The sequence below is a fragment of the Streptomyces misionensis genome, assembly GCF_007896895.1.
GTDB classification, from domain to species: domain Bacteria; phylum Actinomycetota; class Actinomycetes; order Streptomycetales; family Streptomycetaceae; genus Streptomyces; species Streptomyces misionensis_A.
On sequence record NZ_VOGW01000038.1, the window covers coordinates 1 to 23,601 of the forward strand.

A 23,601-nucleotide genomic window follows, 5' to 3' on the forward strand; every position below is an offset into this window, starting at 1 on the left:
GGCCAGCGCGTCCTCGAACACGGCCGCGGCGGCGGGCTCGACCGCCAGCGCGCGGGCCGCCTCCAGATAGGTGTCCGGCGCGGGCTTGCCCCGCAGCTCCCGCTGGTGGGCCACCACCCCGTCGACCCGCTCGTCGAACAGGTCTCCGATGCCGGCCGCGATCAGCACGTCCCGGGCGTTCGCGCTGGACGAGACCACCGCGCACCGCAGACCGGCCTCGCGCACCGCGTGCAGGAAACGGACCGAGCCCTCGTACGGCCGCACGCCGTCCTCCCGGATGCGGCGCAGCACCAGCTCGTTCTTGCGGGTGCCCAGTCCGTGCACGGTCTCGGCGTCCGGCGGGTCGTCCGGCGTGCCCTCGGGCAGGTGCACCCCGCGTGCGGCGAGGAACGTGCGCACCCCGTCCTCCCTGGGGCGGCCGTCCACGTACGCGTCGTAGTCACGCGTCGCGTCGAACGGCACGAACGGTGTCCCCTCGCGCGCCGCGCGGTCGCGGAGATACGCGTCGAACATCTCCTTCCAGGCCGCCGCGTGCACCGTGGCGGTCTGGGTGAGCACCCCGTCGAGGTCGAACAGACAGGCGCGTACATGGGCGGGAAGCCGGGGCATGCTGCGAGGCTAGGAGCCGCCTCGGCAGCCGGGCCGCCCGGCGCGCCGGAAGGCACCCAGTCGGTCGAGGCCCCGGCGGCGCGGGCGAACCGCTGTGCGGAGAGGGCAGGATTCGAACCTGCGTGGGCCCCGTGGGGCCCGACCGTGAGCCGTGCTCGCTGGTCCCCGATCAACCACTCCGGGCACCTCTCCTCGTGCCGGTCCGGGGCCGGTGCCCCGTGCCGTTCACAAGGAAGAGGATGGCAGCGGCTGCTGACGGGACCCTGACACCGGACCGACGCGGACCCCGCCCGCGCCGTGCGGCACGCGGCGCGGGCGGGGCCTCTCGGGGAGCGGTGTCAGGTCCGGGGGCAGGTCAGGTCGTTGCCCGGGAGCCGCCCGCTCGCCAGGTAGGCGTTCACCGCGTCGTCCACGCACGAGCTGCCGAAGACGCCGAACACCGCGTGCTGGTCCGCGTCGCGCAGGGTCACCAGACGGGAGCTGGGCCAGTTGCGGTGGACCGCCTCGGCGCCGGGGTAGACGGTGCGCGGGTCGCCGGTGGCGTTCACCAGCAGGGCCGGCAGATCGGCGCGTATGGTCGTCGGCCGCTCGCGCGGGGCCTCCCAGAACGCGCACGGGTTGATGTTGTCGGTGACGGGCACCATCAGCCGGTCCCGCGTTCCGGCCCGGCGCAGGTCCCGCCAGTACGTCTCGGGATCGCGGGGCGCGGACCCGTCGGCGCACAGGATCGCCGTCTGCGCGCTGCCGTAGGCGGAGTCGTGCCCGGTCAGCATGAACCGCAGCGTGCCGGCCAGCCAGGGGGCGGGGGAGACGGTCCGGCCCTCGGCGGCGTCGCGCAGGTCGCGCACGGCCAGGGCGAGGTCGCCGAAGGCCTCGGGGTTGTCCTGGGAGAGCCCGTTGAAGACGACGACGGGCAGGACGTGGTCGTCCACCCGGTACTCGCCCAGCCGCAGCGGCGTGCGGGCGGCGGCCGACCGGGCCCGCTCCACCGCCGCGAGCACCGCGTCCTGGGTGCGCCCCAGGCCGTAGGCCGCGTCGTGCGCGGCGGCCCAGTCCGCCCAGTCGCGCAGGGCGTGCCACTGCGCGTCGTCCGTGCCCCGCAGGAGCCTCGGGCCGTAGCGGGCGGGGTCGATCACGCCGTCCAGGACCACCCGGTCGGTGCGGCCCGGGAACATCGTGGCGTACACCTCGCCGAGGTAACTGCCGTACGAGTAGCCCAGGTACGAGATCCTGCGCTCGCCCAGCGCGGCCCGGATCAGATCCATGTCGCGAGCGGTGTTCCGGGTGCTCGCGTACGGCACCAGGTCGCCCGCTTGGTCGCGGCAGCGCCGGGCGAGGTCCGCGGAGAGGGCCACGGAACGGTCGAAGCCGGCGCGGCCGGTGCCCGCGCCGCGGATCATGGTGCCGGTGGGCCACCGGCAGTCCAGCACCGTGCTGCGGCCCACGAAGCGGGGGTCGACGCCGACGACGTCGTACCGTCCGCCGACCTCCTTCATAGCCTGGCGCACCCACGGGGGATCACCGATCGTCGGCCCGCCGGGGCCGCCGCTGTTGAGGAGCAGCGCGCCGACGCGGTGCGCGGTGTCGGTGGCCCGGATCCGGGAGACGGCGACCTTGATCGTACGGCCGTCGGGGCGGGTGTAGTCCAACGGCACGGTGACGTCGGCGCACCGGGCGCCCGCCGCTTCCAGCTCCTTGCCGGTGCTGTCGTCGGGGCCGAGCACACAGGTCTTCCAGTCGAGACGCTGGTGGTGGAAGCGGGCGAGCGGATCGGCTCCCCCGGTCCCGGAAGCCTGGGAGACACCGGAGGCGGCGGAGGCGGTGGTGGCGGCCGGGACGGCGCCCAGGGTGAGCGCGCCCGCCAGGCTGAGCGCGGCCACCGGACCGGTCCGCGCCACCAGGTGGCGGAGACGGCCGGCACGCGCGCGGCGCTCGCCGCCGCCGGCGACTGGGCTCGTCATGCGGGTGTCCTTTCGGAGGAGGTGTTGTCGCACAGGGCCTTGTCGACCACGTCGAGGAAGTCCCGTTCGGCCGGGAGCGTGTCCGGGACCTGGTTGAGGGCCACGGCCACGGTGCGCCCGCCGGGCCCGGCGGCGACCAGGGCCCGGTGACCGCCCGGCACCGTTCCCGCGTGGCCCCACCAGACGCCGCCGCAGGACAACGGCGTGGAGATCAGGCCGAGGCCGTAGCGGGCGCCGGGCCAGAGCCGGTCCGGGTCGGCGGGCAACGAGTGCCGCATCTCGGCCAGTTGCGCCGGGGGCAGCAGCCGGCCGCCCAGCAGCGCGGTGGCGAACCGGGTCAGGTCGGCCTGGGTGGACACCAGGGCGCCGCCGACACCCCCGAAGGTCATGTTCCAGTCGGTGCCGTCGACCCGGCGGCCGTCGGCCCCGGTGAAGTAGCTGTCCGAATGCGGCCCTTGGATACGGGGGGCGTCACCGGGCCAGTAGGTGTCGCGCAGCCCGAGCGGCGCGATGACACGGCGGATCGTCTCCGTCTCGGGCGAGTGACCGGTGACCTTCCGGATGATCAGCCCGGCGACCAGGTAGTTGGTGGTCGCGTAGTGCCAGCTCTGCTCCGGGGGTGGCAACCGGAGCGCTCGGGCGATGAGTTCGCGCGGCTCGAAGTGGCGGTACCGCAGCGCCTCCGGGTTCTCCCACTCGGGCGCCTCGAGGTAGTCGGGCAGACCGCTGGTGTGCTGGAGCAGCCCGCGGACGGTGATCCGCCGGCCGTCGTGGCCGTGCCCCCGGATCAGACCCGGAAGATAGCGCTCGACCGGTGCGTCCAGGGACAGCCGGTGCTCGGCCGCCAGCTGGAGGACGACGGTGGCGGTGAAGGTCTTGGTGACGCTGCCGACGCGCAGCCGGTCGGTGCTGTTCATCGGGCGGCCGGTGCCGAGGTCGGCCACCCCGTCCGTCACCGACCAGCGCGCGCAGCCCGGTTGCCCCGCGGGCTCGGTGACGAGGACCGAGGCCCCGGCGATCCGGTCCTGTGCCACCAGGTGCCGCACCGAGCTGTGCACGGCCTCGTGCGTGCCGCACGAGTCGGACGCGTCCGGCCGCGGCTGCGCGGCCGCCACCGGGGCCGCGGCCAGCACGGTGGCCACGACCCCGGCCGCGAGGGCGGTGCGTCTGCGAAGTACCGCAGTGAGTAAAGGAATTGCCATGAACAGCACGGTAGACAGCGGCCGCGCCGCGATCACTCCGGCAGCCAGGCGGACCGGTACGGGGGCCCGCACCAGCAAGCGCCGGGGGGCAACCCCCGGGCCGGTCACCCGGCGACCAGCGCCCTGCCGTACACCGTGGAGCTGCGCCGGACCGTCATGCCGAGGTGCTGGTACAGCGGCAGCGCCCCGGTGTCCGAGTGGGTCCACAGGGTGCAGGCGCGTCTGCCCCGGTGGTGGAACGCGCGGAAGGCCTCGTGCAGCAGCAGCCGGGCGATGCCCCGGCCCCGGTGGTCGCGGTGCACCGCGAGGCGCTCGACGTACCCTTCGCCGCCGTCCGGGGCGTCCAGTGACAGGAGCGCGCCGACCAGCTCGCCGTCCGCGAAGGCGAGCGGCGACGCCGCGGGCGTGAACGTGGACCGGCCGACGGTGTGCCGGGCCCACTCCGGGTAGGTCTTGCGCCGCTGCTGCCACTCGTCGAACGCGTCCTCGGTGAGCCGGTACGCGGCCTCCTCGTCGCCCGGGCGAAAGGCCCGCACCGTGATGCCCGCCGGCGGCTCGGGCACCGCCGGCGCGGCGGGCAGGGCGATCTCCAGCAGCCACTCGGTGACCAGCCGGGCGTACCCGCCCGAGCGCAGCAGGGCGGTCGCCGCGGCGTCCTCGTCGGAGACCGTCTGGGCGAGCCGGTCGCCGCCCAGGTGCCGCGCCCGCGCCTCGGTCCAGGCGAGGAGGCAGCCGCCGAGTCCCCGCCCCCGGTGGTCGGGGTGCACGTGGACGGTGGCCCGGCGCCCCCGCACCCAGCCCCAGGCGGCGGGGTTTCCGGCCCGGTCGTGGACCAGGACCGCGTCGCAGGACGGCTCGCGCCCGGACAGGTCGAGATCGGCGGCGACGCGCTCGGCGCCGGTCGTGACCCGGCCGTGCAGTGCGCGTTCGTACGCGCCGACCAGGCGGTGTACCGCGGCGGTGTCGGCGGCGGTGGCCGAGCGGCCGTGGTAGCCGGACGGCCACCGGGGTGCGGAAGGATCGGACATGGGGGAAACCTGCACCGGGAAGCGGCCCGGGAAACGGAAAAGGGCCCCCGGCCGGCCGTCACGCCGGCCAGGGGCCCCGCAGCCGTCAGGTCGCGTCAGCCGTCGTTCTCCGACGACGGGATGAACGCGCCCGGTACGTCGTTCGGCGCGTAGAGCTTCTTCTCGCCCGGGTAGGGCTTGGCCCAGTTGTGGGTCTGGTACCACGTGTAGTGGTTCATCTGGGCCGGGTTGGCGTAGTCGGGCACCGCGTTCGGGCCGGTCAGCCGCTGCTTGGAACTCCAGGTGCTCCACTGCGACGCGAGCGTCCGCGCGGAGGCGGGCACCTTCGTCGCGGGCACCGCGGCCGCCTTCGGGTCCTGCGGCGCCGGGGTGTCCACGCCGCACGACGGCGCGGTCTTCACCCCGTCGGTCAGCGAGGTCCGGTTGGGCAGCGCCGTGAACGGCGTGTAGTCCGGGTGCTTGGTGAACGCCCCGGTCATCGGGGTGGCCGCGCTGTCCTTCTGGTTCATCGGGTGGACCCCGAGGATCTGCTCGATGGTGCGGATCATCGTGATCTGCGAGTAGTAGTGGCTGTCGACCGTGCCGTGCTGCGCCCAGGGGCTGATGATCTGGACCGGGGCACGGTGACCGTCGACGTGGTCGAGGCCCGCCTGGGAGTCGTCCTCGACGACGAAGATCGCCGAGTCCTTCCAGTACGCGCTGTGCGAGATCTCGTCCACGATCTTGCCGGTGGCCAGGTCGTTGTCGGCGACCTGTGCGGCCGGGCTCGCCGGACCGCCGGTGTGGTCGCTGGAGAGCCAGAACATGTTCAGGTTCGCCGGACCGTTCTTCTCGAAGTCCTGCTTCCAGATCTGGTACCGGTACTGGTCCGGGACGCTGGTGTCGAACTTCGGGAAGCCGTGCACCGACACGTCGTTGAGCGACGGGATCGGCGAGGAGGAGTTCAGCGGGTAGGCGGTGTCCTGCCCGGTGGCGTCCATGTTCCTGGCGTCGCAGTAGAGGTTCTGCCAGCTCGCGCCGGACGGCTTGGTCAGGAACTGCTGGAACTCGCCGAAGTCCCGCACCGACTTGCCGGCCGCCTGCGCACCGGACCACAGGAACCCGGTCCGCTGGTGGCCGAGGGCGTCGTCCTCGGTGTCGTAACTGCGCTTGTACTCACCGGCGGAGGACTCGGTGTACTCCGGGTCGTCCGCCTGCATCAGCCAGTTGTGGCCCTCGGCGGAGTTGGTGCCGATGTCGTACGTGTTGTCGTAGAGCCCGAACTGCTCGGCCAGCGCGTGCTGGTTGGGCGTGACGTTCTCGCCGAACTCGGCCAGCGACGCGTCGCCGTTGCCCCTCGGCACGTCACCGAGCACCTGGTCGTAGGTGCGGTTCTCCTTGACGATCAGGAAGACGTGCTTGATCGTCGAGGGGTCGCCCAGGCGCGCCGGGACCGGCACCGGCTTGGCCTTGCCCTTGTCCTTGGCCAGCTTGACCGAGCCGTTGGTCCAGCCGTTCTGCTGGAAGACCTTGGCCGTCCGGGCGCGGATGACGCTGTCGTCGGGCAGGGTGAACCGCTGCACGCTCGACGTGGTGTCGTGGGTGGCGTGCCCGGCGCTGGTGGTGGGGCGACGGGCGTCGATGCCGCGGGTGTTGGAGACCACCACCTGCTTGCCCACGGTCGTGATCTCCGCGGGGAAGTAGTCCGTCGGCAGCAGACCGACGTAACTCACCGGCTCCTGCGGACGGGTGTACCGGTAGACGGCGACCGCGTTGGCCCGGCCCAGCGTCACCAGGAGGTGCCCGTCGTCGGTGAGGGTCACCGCGTCGGGCTCGTAGCCGACCGACGCTTCCGGCCACGGCTGCGTGGAGATCGTCTGGACGACCTTGTCGTTGGCGGTGCTGATCACCGACACGTCGTTGGTCGCCGTGTTGGTGACGAACACCGCGTCCTTCTTGGCGTACAGGGCGGTGGGGTGCAGGCCCACGTCGATGCTGCGGACCGCCGCGGCGGGGTGCGCCAGGTCGATGACGCTGACCGTGCCGGTGGTGGTGGCGCCGGTCTTCGGGTCGGCCGGCACCTGGGTGCCGTACGAGTTGATGGTGGTGTCGCCGGCCTTGGCCGGGCGCCCGCCCTCGTTGCTGACGTAGAGCTTGTCGCCGGTCCGCACCAGGCCGCGCGGGGCGTTGCCCACGGCCCAGCTCCGCTCGACGGCCCCGGTCGCCGCGTCGATCGCGACCACCCGGTTCTGGCCGTTGACCGCCGAGTACACGGTGGAGCCGTCGGCGGAGAACACCGCCGCGGCCACCAGCGCGTGCTTGGTGCCGTCCGCCGGGATGCCGATGTACGTGGGGTCGCTCACGGTGCCGTCGGCGTTCACGGTGAAGCGGGTGTAGCCGTCGGTCTGGCCCAGCCACAGCTGCTTGCCGTCGGGGGAGTAGGTGGGACCCTCCTGGCCCACGTCGTTGCCCTTGATGCGGGGGCTGGACGACGCTGCGTTGCCGACGACCTGCTGAACCTTCCAGTTCTTCAGGTCCACGACGGCCAGCGCGCTGCCGCCGTCGGTGACGGAGGCCGCGAGGTGGGTGCCGTCCGGGCTGACGGTGGACGACATGATCTTGCCGTTGTCGACGACCAGCCGGTCGCCGTACGGCGCGAGGTACTGGTCGCTGGAGATGACCTGGCCGTTGCGGGTGCTCTGGCCGACCTGCTGGGTGCCGAACTGGTGGGTCTGGGCGAAGGCGGCACCGGCCGCGACGAGCGCGAGGGCGGAGGTGCCCGCCGTCACCAGCGGTATGCGGCGGCCGAAGCGTCCGGCCAGAAAGCCGGAACGCTCCTTCTGCACACGCCTGCGGCGGCGTGTTACCTGCATGGGTTATCCCTTCGAGGTGGGAAGCAGTTCGACGTCGCCGTCGAACTGCCACAGCGGGTTCGGTGCGTCCCCGGTCGGGGTGTGCACCAGGAAGTAGCCGTTCACTTCCTTCGGGCCGTCGCCGTCGGCGACGAACCGCCCGTCCGATGTGACGTCGAGCTGGTAGACGGCCGTACCGGTGGCCTCGACGCCGGGGAGGTGCCAGGAGACGACGCAACGCCAGTCGTTGCCCGGCCCTCGGGCCGCGACCTTGTCGCTGCCCTTGTCGCACGCCGCCGTGGCCCTCAACTGAGCCTCGGTGACGTGCGGTCGGTGAAGCTGATCGGTCTGCATCCGGTACAGGTGGGCGAAGGCGGTGGCCAGCGAGCGCTGCACCTTGTCCTGCTCGATGCCGGAGCCCGAGGCCCCGGTCGCCGGGGCGAGCACGGCGGCCGACACCGCGAGCAGGCCCGCCAGCGGCAGCAGCCCCGCGGTGACCGCGCGGCGGCCCGATCCGTCGTAGCCCGGACTGGTGAAGTCCCGCCGCAGGAAAAGCGCGTAGGCAAGCGCGGTCGCGGTGAGCGCCCACACGAGGCTCACCGCGACCCCGATGAGCAGCGGGCCCGTCTGCCCCGGGCCGGAGAACAGCCCGTTCCAGGCGATGAAGGCGTAACCGGGCAGCGCGAGGCGGACGACGACGGGCAGCGGCAGCATCTGGGCGAGCTGCATCGCCAGCGCCACGACCGCGGGCAGCAGCAGCCCCGTCGGGGACCGCCCGAGCGTCACGGAACCGAGCAGCCCGATCCCGGCCAGGGCCAGGGTCGGCGCGAGGACGGCGACCCAGGCCAGCAGCACCTTCACGGCGGCGTCCGACGGCGCGAGCAGACGGCCGTCGAGACCCACCAGCGGATGGTCGCCGACCGCCAGCAGACCGCCGACCGTGCTCGACGCGGCAAGGCCGGCCACGAGCAGCAGGATGACGGTGAGACTCGCCAGCGTCTTCGCCACGAAGATCCGCCGGGCCGACCGTACGACCACGAGCAGATGGCGCCAGGTGCCGAGCCGGTCCTCGGCGGCGAACACGTCGCCGGCCACCACCGAGGTCAGCAGCGGCAGCGCCCAGGTGCCCGCGAAACCGAGCACGACCAGCGGTCCGGCCCACCCGGTGGCATGCATCCAGCGCCCGAACAGGGTGTCCGAGGGCAGCGTGCTCTGCAGGCTCACCCCGGCGACGAACAGCCCCGGCGCGATCCAGCAGGCGAGGACCAGCAGCCGGATGCGCCACTGGGACACCAGCTTGAGCAGCTCGAAGCGGTAGCCGCGCGGCACGGAGACCGGCCGGGCGGGCGCGGGGCGCGCCACGGTGAGGTCCGCGGTCATCGGCCGGCCTCCGGGGATTCGGTGAGGGCGAGGAAGGCGGACTCCAGCGGCGAGACCAGGGGCGCCAGTTCACGCACCGCGATGCCCGACCGCACGACGCCCGCCACGAGTTCGTCGAGCGCGGGCACCGCCGCGCGGACGACGACCACCGCGTCGCCGTACCGTGCCGCGCCGCCCTCCACCAGCCGCACGCCGTCCGTCCCGGCGGCCAGCCGCCGCGCCGCCGCGGGGTCGGAGGTGACCAGCCGGTACTCCAGTTCCCGGCTCTCGGCGGCCAGCTTGGCCAGGGGGCCGCAGAACACCACCCGTCCGGTGGCGAGGATGGTGACCTCGGAGCACAGCGCCTCGACGTCGTCCATCCGGTGGCTGGAGAGGACGACGGCGGTGCCGGCCGCCGCGAGCCGGTCCAGGACGCCGTGCACGTCCCGCTTGCCCGCCGGGTCCAGCCCGTTGGCGGGCTCGTCGAGGACGAGCAGCCGGGGCCGGGTGAGCAGGGCGGCGGCGAGTCCCAGCCGCTGGCGCATCCCGAGGGAGAACCCGCGCACCCGGTCGTCGGCGACCTCGGCGAGGCCGACCTCGGCGAGCGCCCCCTCGATCCCGGCCGCCGGTCCGCCGCCGCGCAGGGCGGCCAGCGCGGCCAGGTTCTGCCGGGCGGTGAGCGTGGGGTACAGGCCGGGCCCGTCCACGAAACCGGCCACGCCGTCCACGGCGGCGAGCGTGCGGCCGATGGGCACCCCGAGGATCTCCAGGTCGCCCGCGTCGGCGACGGCCAGCCCCAGGAGCAGGCCGAGCAGCGTCGTCTTGCCGGCCCCGTTGGGGCCGACCAGACCGTGGATCCGGCCCTGGGTCACGTCCAGATCGACGCCGTCGAGCGCGACCACGTCACCGAAGTACTTCGCGATCCCGCGCGCCCGCACTGCGAGACTTGCGTCCATGAACCCCTCCTTCGAGAACGCAAGGACCGTAGGCGGGGAGCGAAGAACCCTGGCAGGGAGGTGAGTTGAACGTTCCGGGAACGAGGGGCGACGGAAGTCCGACCCGGTGCGGCGCCCCGTCCCGGACCCGCCGGGACGCCCGCCGCACCGTGCCGGGGGCCGTCGGTGCCCGGCCGGGGCGCCGCCACCGGGGCCGCTCGCGCGGGCACACCCGCCGGCCGGCCGGGGCGGGGAGGGGTCACGCGCCGAGCGGTCGGGGCACACAGGCGGGCCGGGTAGCCTGCGCCCTCGCCGCCCAGGACCTCCCGTGCCGAAGTGTGACCGGACATCGGCGTACGAACGGCCTCCGGCAGGCTCTACACTCACTTGGTAGCCGCAAGCAACGGAATGCGAGTGATGATCGGCACCGGAAGTCGCAGGGGCCAGGACAGCGCCGTACCCAAGGACGGTGCGTCGACCACGGCCCGGACGGCGACGGCCGCGACGGCACACATCGAGACGGGGAGCACCGAAGCGTTGAACACGGGGGCACCGGGCACGGGGACGGCGGCCGCCGAGGCCGCGGCGTCCGGCCTGGGCGCCGAGATGGTGCGCCTCACGCGGTTCTTCACCGCCTGGACCCAGCGCGCCGGCCTGGAGTGCGGCGCCGCCGACCGCGTCCTGCTCGCCCGGCTGGTGACCTGCGGCCGGCGCCGCGCGACCGACCTGGCGGCGGATGTCTTCCTCGACCTGTCGACGGTCAGCAGACAGGTGCGCTCGCTCGTGGACCGGGGGCTGGTGGAACGCCACCCGGACCCGGAGGACCGCCGGGGCTCACTGCTCAGCGCGACCGAGGCCGGTCACGCCGCGTACCAGAGCGCCGTGCGCCGGCGGGAGGCGGAGCTGACCCGGCTGCTGGAACCGTGGCCGGCCGAGGACCGCCACCAGCTCACCCGGCTGCTGAAGCGCCTCAACGACGACCTTGTGGACAGCACGTACACGAGCCTCGGAGCCGGGCCGCACCCGGTGGGCGAGGCGAGGCAAGGAGATCTGCACGCATGACCATGTCCGCGTCCCCGGCCCGCGGGGGAACCCCAGCGATATCCGCGTCGCCACCGCCGTCCGGCCGGCTGACGCACCGTCAGATCATGACGATCCTGAGCGGCCTGATGCTGGGCATGTTCCTCGCGGCCCTCGACCAGACCATCGTCAGCACCTCGATCCGGACCATCGCCGACGATCTGCACGGACTCAGCGCGCAGGCGTGGGTCACCACCGCGTACCTGATCACGTCGACCATCAGCACGCCGCTGTACGGCAAGCTGTCCGACCTCTACGGCCGCAAGCCCTTCTTCCTCGCGGCCATCACCATCTTCATCGTCGGCTCGGCGGCCTGTTCGTTCGCCACCTCGATGAACGCGCTGTCGGCCTTCCGGGCCTTCCAGGGCATCGGCGCCGGCGGTCTGATGTCGCTGGCACTGGCGATCATCGGTGACATCGTGCCGCCCCGCGAGCGCGCCCGGTACCAGGGCTACATGCTCGCCATGTTCGGCTCCTCCAGCGTCCTCGGCCCCCTCATCGGCGGCTTCCTGGCCGGCCGCAGCAGCATCCTGGCCATCTCCGGCTGGCGCTGGGTCTTCCTCGTCAACGTTCCGGTCGGCATCATCGCCCTGTTCGTCGTCGCCAAGGTGCTCAACCTCCCGCACACCCGGCGCGAGCACCGCATCGACTGGTGGGGCGCGGTGACCATCGCCGTCGGCGTGGTGCCGCTGCTGCTCGTGGCCGAGCAGGGCCAGACCTGGGGCTGGACCTCCACCAAGGCGTACGTCTGCTACGCGGTCGGCGTCGTCGGCCTGCTGGCATGGGTCTTCGTGGAGCGGGCCATGGGCGACGAGGCGCTGATCCCGATGCGCCTGTTCCGCAGCTCCGTGTTCAGCAAGATGAGCCTGCTGTCCGTGCTCATCGGCATGGGCATGTTCGGCGGGATGATGATGGTCCCGCTGTACCTCCAGATCGTGAAGGGCGTCAGCCCCACCAAGTCCGGTCTGCTGATGCTGCCGCTGATGGTCGGCATGATCGCCGGCACCATCGTGGTCGGCCGCATCATCTCCAAGACCGGCAAGTACAAGATCTTCCCGATCGTCGGCACCGTGCTGCTCATCGCGGCCATGCTGCTCTTCCACTACCGGGTCCAGTGGGACAGCCCGCTGCCGGAGACCATGGCCTACATGGCGCTGTTCGGCCTGGGCCTCAGCGGCTGCATGCAGATCCTGACCCTGGCCGTGCAGAACTCCGTCGAGCCCAAGGACATGGGCGTGGCCACCGCCTCGGCCACCTTCTTCCGGCAGATGGGCGGCACCGCCGGTACGGCGATCTTCCTGTCCGTGCTGTTCAGCACCGTCGGCGACAAGATCGCCTCGGCGTTCGCCGCCGCGGCCCGGACCCCCGCGTTCCAGGCGGCGCTGCACGACCCGGCCGTGCGCGCCGACCCCGCGAACGCGCCCGTGCTGAAGATGGTCGAGAACCCCGGCGCGAGCGGCGGCAGCGGCTCGGGCGTGCTGGACGACTCCTCCTTCATCCAGCAGCTCGACCCGCGTCTGGCCCAGCCCTTCAAGGAGGGCTTCACCGACTCGATGCACCTGGTGTTCCTGTGCGCCGCGGCCATCATGGTCCTCGGCTTCCTGGTCGCGGTGTGGACCAAGGAGGTGCCGCTGCGCAAGGTGTCGGGCCTGGAGGCCCGCGCCGCCGAGGCGAACGGCACGCAGGCGGACGGCGGTCGCACGGACGGCGCCCAGGCGCCGGTGCCCGCCGCCGCGCCCGCCCCGGTGGCGGACGCCCCCGCGGCCGTCGAGGCGCCTGCCGCGCAGGCCGTCGCCCCCGGCACCGCCCGGCAGGGCGTGCGCGGCCGGGTGCTGGACGCCTCGGGCGCCCCGGTGCCGCAGGCGGCGATCACGCTGATCGACGTCCGGGGCCGGCAGCTCGACCGCGCCGTCAGCGCGCAGGACGGCAGCTACACGGTGGCCGTCTCCGGCTCCGGCACGTACGTGCTGATCGGCGCCGCGGGCGCCCGTCAGCCGCAGGCCGTCACCGTGCTGGTCGGAGAGGAGCCGGTCGTCTGCGACCTCGTGCTCGGCGGCAGCACCGCCGCCCTCACCGGGTCCGTCCGGGACGCGGCCGACGGGCACCCGCTGCCGGGTGCCCTGCTGGTCGCGACCGACCTGCGCGGTGAGGTCGTCACCTCCGGCACCACCGGCACCGACGGCGCCTTCTCGCTCGCCGACCTGGTCCCCGGCAGCTACACGCTCGCCGTGAACGCGCCGGGCTACCGTCCGGCGGCCGTACCGGTCGAGGTCACCCCGGGGGCCGGCGAGCCCTGCGAGATCGGCCTCGAACCCGGCTCCCGGCTGCACGGCGTCATCAGCTCCGCCACCGGCAACCCGCTCGGCGACGCCAAGGTGACCCTGCTGGACTCGGCGGGCAACGTGATCGGCACCGCGACCACCGGCGCCGACGGCGCCTACGGGTTCAGCGACCTGGACCGCGGCGAGTACACCGTCATCGCCAGCGGTTACGCCCCGGTCGCCACCTCCGTGCGCCTGGACGCCGGCGGCACGACGGACTTCGACGTCGAGCTGTCCGACGAGGAGACGGCCGGCTAGTGCCGTGGCCGGGAGGGTTTGCCGGGCGTCGCGGGCCGGTGAACCTTTCCGGTCGCAGCACTCGCCCGGCGCCCACCGGCCGCGGCGGTCTCCGCAGGGCCCGCGATCCACCCGGATCGCGGGCCCTTTGCGCTGCCCCTCTTCCCGGTCTCCGCCCTCCGGGCCCGGCGCCGCTTGACCTTGACACCGTGACAAGGACTTCACTGCGGCGAAGGAGGTGGTCCCCATGACCCTGCCGCACGAGGCCAAGGTTCTGCAAAGACTGGAGCACGACGACTCCTCGGTCCGGCTGCGGGCCGCGCTGGCGGCCGGTACGACCCCGCACCCGGGGTTCGTCGGCAAGCTCGTCGAGCGCTGCGCGAGCGAACCCGAGTTCCCGGTGCGCGAGATGCTGACGTGGGCCCTCACCCGGCACGCGGCCGCGACGACGGTCCCGGCCCTGCTCGGCGAGGTCCGCTCCGGCAATCCGCAGGCGCGCAGCCAGGCGCTGCACACGCTGTCCAAGATCGGGGACCGGCGGGCCTGGCCGGCCATCACCCCGGAGCTGCTGTCCGACGCCGACGACGAGGTGGCCCGCAGCGCGTGGCGGGCGGCGGTCGTCCTCGTACCCGAAGGAGCGGAGCACGAGCTGGCCGTAATGTTGGCGGGACAGCTCGGGCGCGGCGAACGCGAGATCCGGCTGAGCCTCAGCCGCGCGCTGATCGCGCTCGGGGAGGCGATGCTGCCGGTGCTGGACGCCGCGACGACGGATCCCGACCCTCGGGTGCGCGTCCACGCGCTCGCCACGCAGCGGCTGTGGCGCGACCCGGAGACCGGATTCGGGTTCGCGATCGAGGAGGCGAAGCGCGTCGTGGCCCTCGGCGGGGCCGGGCGGGAGGGACGGTAGGCGTGCTGATCGGCGAGGTCGCGCGACGGTCCGGGGTCAGCGCCCGCATGCTCAGGCACTACGAGTCGCTCGGCCTGGTGCGGCCGACCGGCCGTACCGGCTCGGGCTACCGGGAGTACTCGAACGAGAACATCCGGCGCGTCTTCCACATCGAGAGCCTGCGGTCGCTGGGGCTGTCGCTGAGCGATGTCGGGCGCGCGCTCGACGACCCCGGCTTCGCGCCCGCGGAACTCGTCGAGGACCTCGCCCGCCGCACGCGTGAGCGCATCGCGGCGGAGAAGGAACTGCTCACCCGGCTGCGCCGGATCGGCGCCGCGGAACCCGCCGACTGGGAGGACGTCCTCCAGACCGTCGCGCTGCTCAAGGACCTGAGGTCGGACAGCGCGGGGGCACGGCAACGGGCGGCCCTGTCCGCGGCGGAGGAGGTTCCCGTGCCGGTGGAGGCACTGGTCGAGGCCGCACTGGACGAGCCGGACCCGAGCGTCGCCGGAGCCCTGCGCTGGGCTCTGGCACACGCGGGCGGAGACGCGCCGGCCCTGCTCGCCGAGGGCCTCGCCGCGCCCTCGGCCGAGGTGCGCGAACGCGCCGTCCGTGCCCTCGCCGAGATCCCGGACGACCCGGCGACCGCACTGCTGCGGGACGCCCTCACGAGCCCCGACGGCGTGGTGCGCGCTCACGCCGCCCTGGCGCTGGGGACGCGCGGCGTGGCCGAGGCGGTCCCGACGCTCATCGACATGGTCGTCGAGGGCCGCAACGACACCGACGCGGCCGACGCGTTGAGCGCACTGGCGAGCGACCCGGCAGCGGCCGAGCGGATCGCCGCCGGCCTCGTGCACCGCCTCTCCCACGGCGACCCCGGCCCGCCCGCCCGTCGCCGGCTGACCCAAGCCCTCGCGGACATCCCGGGCACCACGGCGTCCCACGCCCTCGCGGCCCTGTCGGCCGACGAGGACCGGGCCGTGTCCCTCACCGCGCGGTACGTCCTCACGCTGCGCGGCGCGCGGTAGCGGAGTGCCGTACCGGCTCGGTGCCAGGCCGCCGCGGACACCGGTTCACCAGGTGGTGTGCGCGGTGATCCAGGCCGCCAGGGTCTCCTCGTGCTCCTCGCCGGCGGGCGGCAGGCCGGGGGCGCCGGACAAGGGGGTCTGGGACAGCTGGAGATGGACGAGGTAGCCGTAGGGGCCCTCGTCGGGTGAGGGGCCGAGGATCAGGGCGTGGGTCGGGGTGCGCCAGACGCGGTGGGTCAGGGCGAGGCCGAAGCCCACGGTGTGGTCGGACACCAGGGTGCGTTCGGGGTCCCTGCCGAGTATCTCGGTCACGGCTCCCGCCGCCCGCGCGAGCACGGCCTCGCAGTCCTGGGCGGTGGCGGGCCGCCGGGCGCTCCAGCCGGGCGCCTGCTCCCAGCCGTCCATGTACCCCTCCAGCCAGGTCGCGTTGGCCATCGCCGCGTCCTGCGGATCGACGGGATACACCTCGCCGAAGACGAGGAACGCGCGGTCCTGCCGGTTCCCGAACGGACTGAAGTCCTCGCTGCACAGCACGTGTCCGTGCCCGGTGCGGAAGGAGTCGCACACCAGCTCCGGCTCCCAGTCCCAGCCGCGCCGCCGCATCTCCTCGTCGATCGCGTCGTCCTCGTCGACGAGCGGCCCGAACGGCAGCGCGACCAGCTCCGCGACGGCGTCGGCGGTCAACGGGCAATGGGCGAGGGCGTGTACGGCTGTCGGCATGCCGACACCTTAGAGGCCTCGACTGCCGGTGCGACGACGGCGATACCGTGTGGCCATGTCGGCGTTCATACAGCAACTTCCCGCTCTGATCGGCGTGGTGATCGGTGCCCTCGGGTCGTACTGGGCGAGTGCACGCGGTGACCGGGCCCGCTTCCGCCGTGAGCAGGCGGCCCGTTGGGACGAGCGGCGGCTGACGGCCTACTCCGAGTACGCCAGGGCGCTGAAGAAGAGTGTCACCCTCGCCTACCGGATCGCGGCACATCTCGGCAACGACCCGCACCCGCACCCCCTGTCCCCCGAGGAAGCGGCCCCCGACGTGGCCGCCGCCACCGACGCCCGGGACCCGGCCGGGGAGGCACTGCTGATGCTCGGCACCCGGGACGTGGTGGAGAAGGGCCGCCGGTGGGTCGTCGTGGTGATGGAGATGGAGGCGTTCCTGCGCGCCCGGACGCACGACCCGGAAGCCTGGTCCGGCATGCTCGAACGCCAACGCGCCGCCCGCGAGGGCTACTACGCGGCCGTCCGCCGCGATCTGGCCCTGCCGCCCGGCCACGCCGCGGACTGGGCCCTGGTCCCGCCGCGGAACCCCTGAGGGCGTCCACCGGCGGCCTCGGGCGGTGACCGGCGGCTCGCCGTGCGGCCGCTCGGTACGATGACGGCGCGATCGACGAGGGGGGTCCGGGGTGGAGCAGCAGTTGAGCGTCGCGGTGGCGCAGCCGAGGTGCACGGCCTACGACGTGACGGCCAACGCCATGGCGCACGCGCAGGCCGTGCGGGCGGCGGACGCGCAGGTGGTGGTCTTCCCCGAGATGTCGCTGACCGGGTACGAGCTGGACGCGGAGCCCCTCTCCCCGGACGACGAACGGCTGGCCCCGATCGTCGCCGCCTGCGCCGCGACCGGAACGCTCGCGCTGGTCGGCGCGCCCGTGCCGGGGCCGCGCATCGGCGTCCTGGCGGTGGACGGCGGCGGCGCGCGCGTGGCCTACGGGAAGGTCCACCTGCACGGCACCGAGGCCGACCGCTTCGTGCCCGGGGAGATCGCCGTGATCGAAGTGGACGGGTGGCGGCTGGGACTCGCCGTCTGCCGCGACACGGGTGTCCCCGAACACGCCGCGAGGACGGCCGCGTCGGGGATCGACGGGTATGTGGCCGGGGTCGTCCACGCCGAGCACGAGGCCGAGGTCCACGGCGAGTGCGCCCGCCGGGTCGCCGCCGACCACGGTGTCTGGGTCGCCACGGCGGCCTTCGCCGGCCCGACCGGTGGCGGCTTCGACCGCACCTCCGGCCGGTCGGGCATCTGGTCCGCCGACGGGGAGACGCTCGCGGAGGCGGGCGCCGCCCCCGATGAGATCGCGCGGGCCGTCCTCACCAGGTGAGGCCGCGTCGGAGCGCGAGAGCCGCGCCCGACGGATCACGGCCGGCTTGCCTGCTCCACTGCCGCGCCCGCGGTGTCACCGCCCGCCGCGCCCGTCAGGATCGCGCTCACCACGACGTCGAAGAGGTGATCGGCGCGCGGCGCGGAGGAGGGCTGGTCGCCGAGCCACGCGAGCGATCCGGCCAGCGCGAAGAGATCGGCGCCGTCGATGTCGGTGCGCGCCAGGCCTCCGGCCTGGGCGCGGGCCAGCAGTCGCGTGCCGGCCGCGCGCATGGTGACGCACGAAGCGTGCAGTGCGGACTGCTCGTCCTCGATGGCGGCCATCATCGACGTGACCACGCCCCGGATGTCCCGGGCGCGGGCGACGAAGTCCCGCAGCCACGACACCAGCGCGTCGCCGGGCAGGTCCGACGTCTCGAGGGCGTCCGCCTTCGCCGTCAGCTCGTCGAAGCTCGTGCGGAGCAGGGCTTCGAGCAGTGCCTCGCGGGTCGGGAAGTGACGGAGCAGGGTCGCGAGCCCCACCCCGGCCCGGCGCGCGATGTCGCGCAGCGACGCGTCGACGCCCTGCTCGGCGATGACGGCGCCCGCGACGGTGAGCAGGTGGTCACGGTTCTTCCTGGCGTCGGCCCGCATCTGTCTCCCTTGACCAAACGGATCAGTGGTCCATATATTCGGATCAGTGGTTCGGATATATGGACCACTGATCCGAATGAGTCTATCCCGCGGTGCGAGCAGGGGAGAGAACGATGCCGACCCACACGATGAGGGCGATCCGGCTCCATGAGCACGGCGGTCCGGAGGTCCTGCGGTACGACGAGGTGCCGATGCCCGAGCCGGGGCCGGGCGAAGTGCTCGTGCGCGTGCACGCGGTCGGCGTCAACCCTCCCGACTGGTACCTGCGTGACGGCATGTCCAACCTGCCCCCGCGGACGAGGCCGGCGTTCGAGCTGCCCGTGATCCCGGGAACGGACCTGTCGGGCGTCGTCGAGGCGGTCGCCGCCGACGTCGACGGCCTCTCGGTCGGCGACGAGGTCTTCGGCCTCCTGCGCTTCCCCGGCTCCGGCGGCAGCACGTACGCCGAGTACGTGACGGCGCCCGCGTCGGATCTCGCGCTCAAGCCGGCCGGCGTCGATCACGTCCACGCCGCAGGGGTGCCGATGGCCGGACTCACCGCGTGGCAGTTCCTGATCGAGGTCGGGCACGATCACCCGTCGCCCTTCCAGGCGGCGAGGCACCGCCCGGTGCCGCTCGGCCCCGATGTGACGGTGCTCGTCAACGGCGCCGCAGGAGGGGTGGGCCACCTGGCGCTCCAGCTGGCCAAGTGGAAGGGCGCACGGGTCGTCGCGGTGGCGTCGGGTGCGCATGAAGCGTTCCTGACCGGGCTCGGCGCCGACGAGTTCATCGACTACACCAGGAGCCGCCCCGAGGAACTCGTACGCGACATCGACCTCGTCCTCGACACCGTGGGCGGTCCCGACAGCAGGCGCTTCCTGCGCACCCTCAAGCGCGGCGGCTCGCACTTCCCCGTGTTCTTCGGCGAGTTCGACGAGGAGGAGACCACGAGGCTGGGTGTCACGGTCACGGGCACCCAGGTGCGGTCGAACGGCGCGCAACTCGCCGAACTGGGACGCCTGCTCGACGCGGGCACGGTCCGCGTCGCGATCGACAGCACGTTCCCGCTCGCGGACGCCCGGGCGGCGCACGAACGGGCCGCCCGGGGACACATCCAGGGCAAGATCGTGCTCACGGTCGCCTAGGGCCTCTCGTCCGGATCAGGCCGGGCTCGCGGGGCCCTGATCCGGCCTGATCCGAACGAAAGACCCTGGCGCGCGGCGCGGATACGGTCGTCTTCCGGCGGTGTCGGGCGTCGGCCGGTGGTGGGGTGGTGCCTCACCGGGCCTTGCGCAGGAGGACGCACATGGTCTCGGGGCGGCGGACGTCCCGTGGGGTCCTTCCTCGTCCCGGGCGTCGGGGTCCGCCGCTCGCGCGTGGCCCCGTGCGCCGCTTGACTTCGAGGGCACTCCAATTCGTAGCGTTCCGGACATGACTACCGCACAGCACAAGATCGGATCCGGTTTCGGTGCCCGCAGCACGGCGGACGAGGTTCTGCGGGGCATCGATCTGACCGGCAGGCTCGCCCTCGTCACCGGCGGTTATTCGGGCATCGGCCTGGAGACCACGCGCTCGCTCGTCCGGGCCGGCGCCCGGGTGGTCGTCCCGGCGCGCCGCCCGGACACCGCCGAGCAGGCGCTGGCCGGGCTGCCCGGCGTAGAGGTGGACGAGATGGACCTCGGGGACCTGGAGAGCGTCCGCGCCTTCGCCGAGCGCTTCCTCGGCTCCGGGCGGACGCTGGACATGGTCATCGACAGCGCCGGGATCATGGCGTGCCCCGAGACCCGGGTTGGGCCCGGCTGGGAGGCGCAGTTCGCCACCAACCACCTCGGGCACTTCGCCCTCGTCAACCGGCTGTGGCCCGCGATCGCGCCGGGCGGCGCCCGGGTCGTCTCGGTGTCCTCCCGCGGCCACCACGCCGGCGGCATCCGCTGGGACGACGTCAACTGGCGCACCGGATACGACAAGTGGGAGGCGTACGGACAGGCCAAGACCGCCAATGTGCTGTTCGCCGTCCACCTCGACAAGCTCGGCCGGGACGCGGGCGTCCGGGCCTTCGCCCTGCACCCCGGCGGCATCCTCACCCCGCTCCAGCGGCACCTGAGCAAGGAGGAGCAGATGGAGCGCGGCTGGATCGACGAGAACGGCACCGTGCTCCACCCCGAGGCCTTCAAGACCCCGCAGCAGGGCGCGGCCACCCAGGTGTGGGCGGCGACCTCCCCCCGACTCGAGGGACTCGGCGGCCTCTACCTGGAGGACTGCGACGTCGCCGAGCCCGCGCCGGCCGACGGCGACCGCGAAGGGGTCAAGGAGTGGGCGATCGACCCCGAGCAGGCGGCCCGGCTGTGGGCGCTGTCGGCCGAGCTGACCGGTGTCGACGCGTTCGCGGACCGGACGTAGCGACCGGCGGGGGCGGTCCGGCCGGCACCGGGCGCTAAGGTCGGTGCCAGGACGGACACGTGTGCGAGTGGGGGATCGGTGAGTTCCGTGAAGCGCGGAGTCGGCCTTCTGGGCCTCTTTCTCATACCGTCGGTGTGGGGGGCGGCGGACCTCGTGGGTTCCCTGACGGCTTCGTCGGAGGTCGTGTGCCCCGGCGAGAACGTGGGCGCGGACGGGGAGGAGCGGCCGGGGCCGATGCGGCCCGGCGACAGCCACTGCTCGGTGCTGGACGGGTCGCACGCGGTGGCCACCCGGACCTACGAGGAGCAGCGGTGGGTGCAGTCCGACGCGCGGCACCAGGACGCCGGGAGGGGCGTCCTGCTCCTGGCGTACGGGGCCACCGGGGCGCTGCTGACGTGGCGGTACTCGCGGGCGGCCGGGGCGTGACGCGGGCGGCTCACGACGAGCGCCCCGAAGCGCCGGGCGAGGAGTCCGCCGGTCCCGCCCGGGCCGCCCGGCACGCCGGACAGATGGGCCGGGCACGGCGGCCGTAGCGGTGGGTGAGGCCGTGGCAGCGAGGGCAGTAGCCGACCTCGTCCGGCAGACAGCCCAGCAGGTGCGCGGCGGCGGTGCGGTCCGTGGCGGGATCGATGCGCCGCGGCATCTCCTCCATGAGTGGGAATGTACGACCGGAGCGGTGGGACGGCAGCTCGGGACGGGCCGTGGGGCCGGTCCCGCCGTGCCCTCGCCCCCGTGCCGGGTGGGCCGGCCCCTCGCCGCACCCGCGGACCGATCGCCCGCCCCGGCCGGTTAGGGTCGTCCGATGTTCGAAGGAAAGCTGGTAAGACTTCGCGCGCTGCGTCCCGAGGACGCCGAGCACCATGTCCGATGGCGCAATGACCCGGAGGTGGTGCGTTGGGCGGCGGCGGGCGACCCGTGCTTCGGTCCGGTCACGGCGGAGGCGGTCGCACTCGGCTTCGAGACCATGCTGCGACTGAGCCCGCGGGAGTCGGCCGTGTTCACGGTCGAGGACCTGGCCGGCGGGACGGTGATCGGCATGGCCGACTACCGGGACCTCGACCCCTACGCCGGAGTGGCCACGCTGGGAGTCACCGTCGGCGAGCGGGAGTTCTGGGGCCGCGGCCACGGCAGTGACGCGTTGCGGCTGCTCGTGGACCACCTGTTCGGTGCGTACGGCCTGAGCCGGCTGGAGCTGGACACCTGGAGCGGCAACGAACGTGCCGTGCGCGCCTTCACCAGGCTGGGCTTCCGGGAGGAAGGCCGTCGCCGGTCGGCCGTGCTGCTGGAGGGCGAGCGCTACGACCGCGTGCTCTTCGGGATGCTCCGCGAGGAGTGGACGGGCGCCGTGTGAGCGTCCGGTGCGCCGGTGGTGGTGAACGGGCGGAGGACAGGCGGTCGGTGCGCGGTACCGTCTCCGGAAACATCGTCCGGCCGTCCGCCCATCCGTTCGTCCTCCGGGAACATCGTCCGGCCGTCCGCCCATCCGTTCGTCGCCGATCACGTCGTGCGGGCGGTGACGGGCCTCAGTGCTCGTGCGCCCCTCCCGTCGCGTGGACCGTGAACGCCGCCGTGTGGACCTTGCCCTCGTGCTGGAAGTCGAAGAACAGACGGTAGGCGCCCGCGCTGGGGGCCGTGGCCTCGAAGGAGACCTTGGGGCCCGGGGCGGTCGTGCCGTCGCCGGGCTCGCCCGTGGGGTGGACGTGGAGGTAGGCGAGGTCGCCGGAGCGCAGGGCGACGAGGTGGCCGTAGGCGCCGAGGTAGGGCTCGAGGTCGCGCACCGGATGGCCGTCCTTGGAGACGGTGAGGGTCAGCGGGGTGGCCTTGCCAGGGACGGGGGTGCCGGCGAGGCTCACCTCGTAGCCGTCCACCTTCGCGGTCGAGCTGTGTCCGGGGAGCGCCGCCGGCGTGAAGGGCCCGGAGACGGCGAGGTCGGCGCCCAGGACCAGGGGCTCGCCGCCCTTGGGCCGGAAGTCGGCGATGACGCGGTAGCCGCCCGCCTTCGGCAGCTCCACGGACGTGGACCACGTGCCGTCGACGGCCCGCGTCGGATGCAGATGGCGGTAGACGGTCAGATCGCGTGCGGCGACGATCAGATGGAGTTCCTTGCCGTGCTCGCGCTCGTACGCGGTCACGTTGCGGCCCGTGCCGTCCCGCACGACGGCGAAGCTCAGGTTCGTCCGCTTGCCCGCCGGGACCTGCGACGTCCTCAGGGCGAGCGTATAGCCGTCCTTGGAGATCTCCAGGCCGCCCGGCGCCATGTCGTGATCCATGCCCGGCATGCCGGGCATGGACGCCATGTCGTCGTGGTGGCCGTCTGACCGGTGCTGCATGGCATGGCCGCCCTTCGGTTGCGGGGTGATGGTGCCCACGGTGTTGCCGACGCCGTACGCCGTGCCGAACGTCGCGGCGAGCGCGGCGGCGAAGACGGTGATCCGCAGTGCGGTGTTCATGGCCAACTCCTCGTCCCTCTCGGTCGCTTCGTCTGCGGGCGACCGTGGCCACACCATACCCCCAGGGGGTATAAAGTCAAACCGGTTCCAGGCTTGCGTCCCATACGGGTGGGGGGTATACATGGAGCCGTTCGGGATACCCCGAGGGGGTATCAGTGAGTCATTCAGGAGGTTCCCGTGTCGAACTGCTGCACCCCTGACGGCAGCTGCCACACCGACGCCCCGGCCAAGGTCGTCTACAAGGTCGAGGGAGTCGGCAGCGCCCACTGCCAGGGAGTCGTCGCCAAGGCGGTCGGCGCGCTGGACGAGGTCGCCGCCGTGGAGGTCGAGATCGGCACCGGCCTGGTGACCGTGACCCCCGCCGCCGCGGCCGACGAGGCGCTGGACGCGCTGATCGCCGAGGCCGTCGACGAGGCCGGCTACGACTTCGCGGGCCGGGCCGCCGCCTGACCCGCCCCGGCCGTCCCCCCGGCGAGCACCGCGACCGCCCCCACCGCCCCCCCCGCGCCCCCCCCCCCCCCCACCCCCACCCCCCCCCCCCCCCGCCCCCCCCCGCCCCCCCCCCCC

General features: G+C 73.5%; 22 protein-coding genes and 1 pseudogene. 11 read left to right on the forward strand and 12 right to left on the reverse strand.

Annotation, left to right across the window (positions count from 1 at the left end; genetic code table 11):
- From FRZ03_RS06290 to FRZ03_RS06320, 8 genes and pseudogenes are all read right to left on the reverse strand, one after another.
- Positions 1 to 609, reverse strand: a 609-nt coding sequence (locus FRZ03_RS06290; protein WP_146464142.1) for an HAD-IA family hydrolase, incomplete at its 3' end; no start/stop codon positions are given.
- Between the two features lie 97 nt (positions 610 to 706).
- Positions 707 to 801 (reverse strand): annotated as a pseudogene (locus FRZ03_RS38835).
- A 146-nt stretch (positions 802 to 947) separates the two neighbouring features.
- Entirely contained in the window at positions 948 to 2,570 is a 1,623-nt protein-coding gene (locus FRZ03_RS06295) for an alpha/beta hydrolase (RefSeq protein WP_146464143.1), read from the reverse strand.
- Entirely contained in the window at positions 2,567 to 3,772 is a 1,206-nt protein-coding gene (locus tag FRZ03_RS06300; RefSeq protein WP_186785274.1) for a serine hydrolase domain-containing protein, read from the reverse strand. The genes FRZ03_RS06295 and FRZ03_RS06300 overlap by 4 nt, the downstream gene beginning before the upstream one ends.
- Positions 3,773 to 3,876: 104 nt before the next feature.
- Positions 3,877 to 4,800 carry a GNAT family N-acetyltransferase gene (locus tag FRZ03_RS06305; protein WP_146464144.1) on the reverse strand — a complete coding sequence of 308 codons (924 nt, stop codon included), beginning with the start codon at positions 4,798 to 4,800 and terminating at the stop codon, positions 3,877 to 3,879.
- 95 nt (positions 4,801 to 4,895) lie between these two features.
- A complete protein-coding gene (locus FRZ03_RS06310; RefSeq protein WP_146464145.1) occupies positions 4,896 to 7,652 on the reverse strand; it encodes a bifunctional YncE family protein/alkaline phosphatase family protein in 2,757 nt (918 codons plus the stop codon).
- A 3-nt stretch (positions 7,653 to 7,655) separates the two neighbouring features.
- Positions 7,656 to 9,011, reverse strand: a complete 1,356-nt coding sequence (locus tag FRZ03_RS06315) for an ABC-2 transporter permease (protein ID WP_146464146.1) — start codon at positions 9,009 to 9,011, stop codon at positions 7,656 to 7,658.
- A complete protein-coding gene (locus FRZ03_RS06320) occupies positions 9,008 to 9,946 on the reverse strand; it encodes an ABC transporter ATP-binding protein (RefSeq protein WP_146464147.1) in 939 nt (312 codons plus the stop codon). The genes FRZ03_RS06315 and FRZ03_RS06320 overlap by 4 nt, the downstream gene beginning before the upstream one ends.
- A gap of 396 nt (positions 9,947 to 10,342) precedes the next feature.
- Between FRZ03_RS06320 and FRZ03_RS06325 the strand changes: the two genes are divergently transcribed.
- The 4 genes from FRZ03_RS06325 (at position 10,343) to FRZ03_RS06340 (ending at position 15,477) form a co-directional block, all read left to right on the forward strand.
- The gene (locus FRZ03_RS06325; protein ID WP_146464148.1) at positions 10,343 to 10,987 is read left to right on the forward strand and encodes a MarR family winged helix-turn-helix transcriptional regulator; all 645 of its coding nucleotides are present in this window, start codon (positions 10,343 to 10,345) and stop codon (positions 10,985 to 10,987) included.
- Positions 10,988 to 10,989: 2 nt separating this feature from the next.
- Entirely contained in the window at positions 10,990 to 13,584 is a 2,595-nt protein-coding gene (locus FRZ03_RS06330; protein WP_315902622.1) for an MFS transporter, read from the forward strand.
- Positions 13,585 to 13,810: 226 nt separating this feature from the next.
- Positions 13,811 to 14,470 (forward strand): HEAT repeat domain-containing protein, encoded by a 660-nt coding sequence (locus tag FRZ03_RS06335; protein WP_146464150.1) that lies wholly within the window; start codon positions 13,811 to 13,813, stop codon positions 14,468 to 14,470.
- Positions 14,471 to 14,472: 2 nt separating this feature from the next.
- On the forward strand, positions 14,473 to 15,477 hold the full coding sequence (locus FRZ03_RS06340; protein WP_146464151.1) for a HEAT repeat domain-containing protein: 1,005 nt from the start codon (positions 14,473 to 14,475) through the stop codon (positions 15,475 to 15,477).
- Between the two features lie 45 nt (positions 15,478 to 15,522).
- On the opposite strand, the gene FRZ03_RS40095 is transcribed toward FRZ03_RS06340, so the two are convergent.
- Positions 15,523 to 16,197 (reverse strand): hypothetical protein, encoded by a 675-nt coding sequence (locus FRZ03_RS40095; protein ID WP_261398623.1) that lies wholly within the window; start codon positions 16,195 to 16,197, stop codon positions 15,523 to 15,525.
- A gap of 55 nt (positions 16,198 to 16,252) precedes the next feature.
- On the opposite strand from FRZ03_RS40095, the gene FRZ03_RS06350 reads away from it, so the two are divergent.
- Positions 16,253 to 16,789 carry a hypothetical protein gene (locus tag FRZ03_RS06350; protein WP_146464152.1) on the forward strand — a complete coding sequence of 179 codons (537 nt, stop codon included), beginning with the start codon at positions 16,253 to 16,255 and terminating at the stop codon, positions 16,787 to 16,789.
- 91 nt (positions 16,790 to 16,880) lie between these two features.
- Entirely contained in the window at positions 16,881 to 17,573 is a 693-nt protein-coding gene (locus FRZ03_RS06355; RefSeq protein WP_146464153.1) for a carbon-nitrogen hydrolase family protein, read from the forward strand.
- A 35-nt stretch (positions 17,574 to 17,608) separates the two neighbouring features.
- Here FRZ03_RS06355 and FRZ03_RS06360 read toward each other — a convergent pair whose 3' ends face one another.
- Positions 17,609 to 18,205 (reverse strand): TetR/AcrR family transcriptional regulator, encoded by a 597-nt coding sequence (locus FRZ03_RS06360; protein WP_146464154.1) that lies wholly within the window; start codon positions 18,203 to 18,205, stop codon positions 17,609 to 17,611.
- Between the two features lie 113 nt (positions 18,206 to 18,318).
- Between FRZ03_RS06360 and FRZ03_RS06365 the strand changes: the two genes are divergently transcribed.
- The 3 genes from FRZ03_RS06365 to FRZ03_RS06375 all read left to right on the forward strand — a co-directional run bounded on the left by FRZ03_RS06365 (position 18,319) and on the right by FRZ03_RS06375 (position 21,010).
- Positions 18,319 to 19,329, forward strand: coding sequence for an NADP-dependent oxidoreductase (locus FRZ03_RS06365; protein WP_186785275.1), 1,011 nt, complete (start codon positions 18,319 to 18,321; stop codon positions 19,327 to 19,329).
- Positions 19,330 to 19,615: 286 nt separating this feature from the next.
- Positions 19,616 to 20,584 (forward strand): SDR family NAD(P)-dependent oxidoreductase, encoded by a 969-nt coding sequence (locus tag FRZ03_RS06370; RefSeq protein ID WP_146464155.1) that lies wholly within the window; start codon positions 19,616 to 19,618, stop codon positions 20,582 to 20,584.
- 153 nt (positions 20,585 to 20,737) lie between these two features.
- On the forward strand, positions 20,738 to 21,010 hold the full coding sequence (locus FRZ03_RS06375; RefSeq protein ID WP_186785276.1) for a hypothetical protein: 273 nt from the start codon (positions 20,738 to 20,740) through the stop codon (positions 21,008 to 21,010).
- 10 nt (positions 21,011 to 21,020) lie between these two features.
- On the opposite strand, the gene FRZ03_RS06380 is transcribed toward FRZ03_RS06375, so the two are convergent.
- Complete coding sequence (locus tag FRZ03_RS06380) at positions 21,021 to 21,236, reverse strand: hypothetical protein (RefSeq protein WP_146464157.1); 216 nt, start codon at positions 21,234 to 21,236, stop codon at positions 21,021 to 21,023.
- A 150-nt stretch (positions 21,237 to 21,386) separates the two neighbouring features.
- Between FRZ03_RS06380 and FRZ03_RS06385 the strand changes: the two genes are divergently transcribed.
- Complete coding sequence (locus FRZ03_RS06385) at positions 21,387 to 21,935, forward strand: GNAT family N-acetyltransferase (RefSeq protein WP_146464158.1); 549 nt, start codon at positions 21,387 to 21,389, stop codon at positions 21,933 to 21,935.
- A 172-nt stretch (positions 21,936 to 22,107) separates the two neighbouring features.
- Here the strand turns inward: FRZ03_RS06385 and FRZ03_RS06390 are convergent, their stop codons facing one another.
- Positions 22,108 to 23,034, reverse strand: coding sequence for a hypothetical protein (locus FRZ03_RS06390; RefSeq protein WP_146464159.1), 927 nt, complete (start codon positions 23,032 to 23,034; stop codon positions 22,108 to 22,110).
- A gap of 177 nt (positions 23,035 to 23,211) precedes the next feature.
- Between FRZ03_RS06390 and FRZ03_RS06395 the strand changes: the two genes are divergently transcribed.
- On the forward strand, positions 23,212 to 23,484 hold the full coding sequence (locus FRZ03_RS06395; protein WP_146464160.1) for a heavy-metal-associated domain-containing protein: 273 nt from the start codon (positions 23,212 to 23,214) through the stop codon (positions 23,482 to 23,484).
- The last annotated feature ends 117 nt before the right edge of the window (positions 23,485 to 23,601 follow it).

Coding starts and splice junctions, on each gene's coding strand:
- FRZ03_RS06360 (WP_146464154.1), bottom strand. CDS start 18,205: ATGCGGGCCGACGCCAGGAAGAACCGTGACCACCTGCTCACCGTCGCG.
- FRZ03_RS06365 (WP_186785275.1), top strand. CDS start 18,319: ATGCCGACCCACACGATGAGGGCGATCCGGCTCCATGAGCACGGCGGT.
- FRZ03_RS06295 (WP_146464143.1), bottom strand. CDS start 2,570: ATGACGAGCCCAGTCGCCGGCGGCGGCGAGCGCCGCGCGCGTGCCGGC.
- FRZ03_RS06335 (WP_146464150.1), top strand. CDS start 13,811: ATGACCCTGCCGCACGAGGCCAAGGTTCTGCAAAGACTGGAGCACGAC.
- FRZ03_RS06385 (WP_146464158.1), top strand. CDS start 21,387: ATGTTCGAAGGAAAGCTGGTAAGACTTCGCGCGCTGCGTCCCGAGGAC.
- FRZ03_RS06300 (WP_186785274.1), bottom strand. CDS start 3,772: ATGGCAATTCCTTTACTCACTGCGGTACTTCGCAGACGCACCGCCCTC.
- FRZ03_RS06380 (WP_146464157.1), bottom strand. CDS start 21,236: ATGGAGGAGATGCCGCGGCGCATCGATCCCGCCACGGACCGCACCGCC.
- FRZ03_RS06320 (WP_146464147.1), bottom strand. CDS start 9,946: ATGGACGCAAGTCTCGCAGTGCGGGCGCGCGGGATCGCGAAGTACTTC.
- FRZ03_RS06350 (WP_146464152.1), top strand. CDS start 16,253: ATGTCGGCGTTCATACAGCAACTTCCCGCTCTGATCGGCGTGGTGATC.
- FRZ03_RS06370 (WP_146464155.1), top strand. CDS start 19,616: ATGACTACCGCACAGCACAAGATCGGATCCGGTTTCGGTGCCCGCAGC.
- FRZ03_RS06305 (WP_146464144.1), bottom strand. CDS start 4,800: ATGTCCGATCCTTCCGCACCCCGGTGGCCGTCCGGCTACCACGGCCGC.
- FRZ03_RS06315 (WP_146464146.1), bottom strand. CDS start 9,011: ATGACCGCGGACCTCACCGTGGCGCGCCCCGCGCCCGCCCGGCCGGTC.
- FRZ03_RS40095 (WP_261398623.1), bottom strand. CDS start 16,197: ATGCCGACAGCCGTACACGCCCTCGCCCATTGCCCGTTGACCGCCGAC.
- FRZ03_RS06330 (WP_315902622.1), top strand. CDS start 10,990: ATGTCCGCGTCCCCGGCCCGCGGGGGAACCCCAGCGATATCCGCGTCG.
- FRZ03_RS06325 (WP_146464148.1), top strand. CDS start 10,343: ATGATCGGCACCGGAAGTCGCAGGGGCCAGGACAGCGCCGTACCCAAG.
- FRZ03_RS06310 (WP_146464145.1), bottom strand. CDS start 7,652: ATGCAGGTAACACGCCGCCGCAGGCGTGTGCAGAAGGAGCGTTCCGGC.
- FRZ03_RS06390 (WP_146464159.1), bottom strand. CDS start 23,034: ATGAACACCGCACTGCGGATCACCGTCTTCGCCGCCGCGCTCGCCGCG.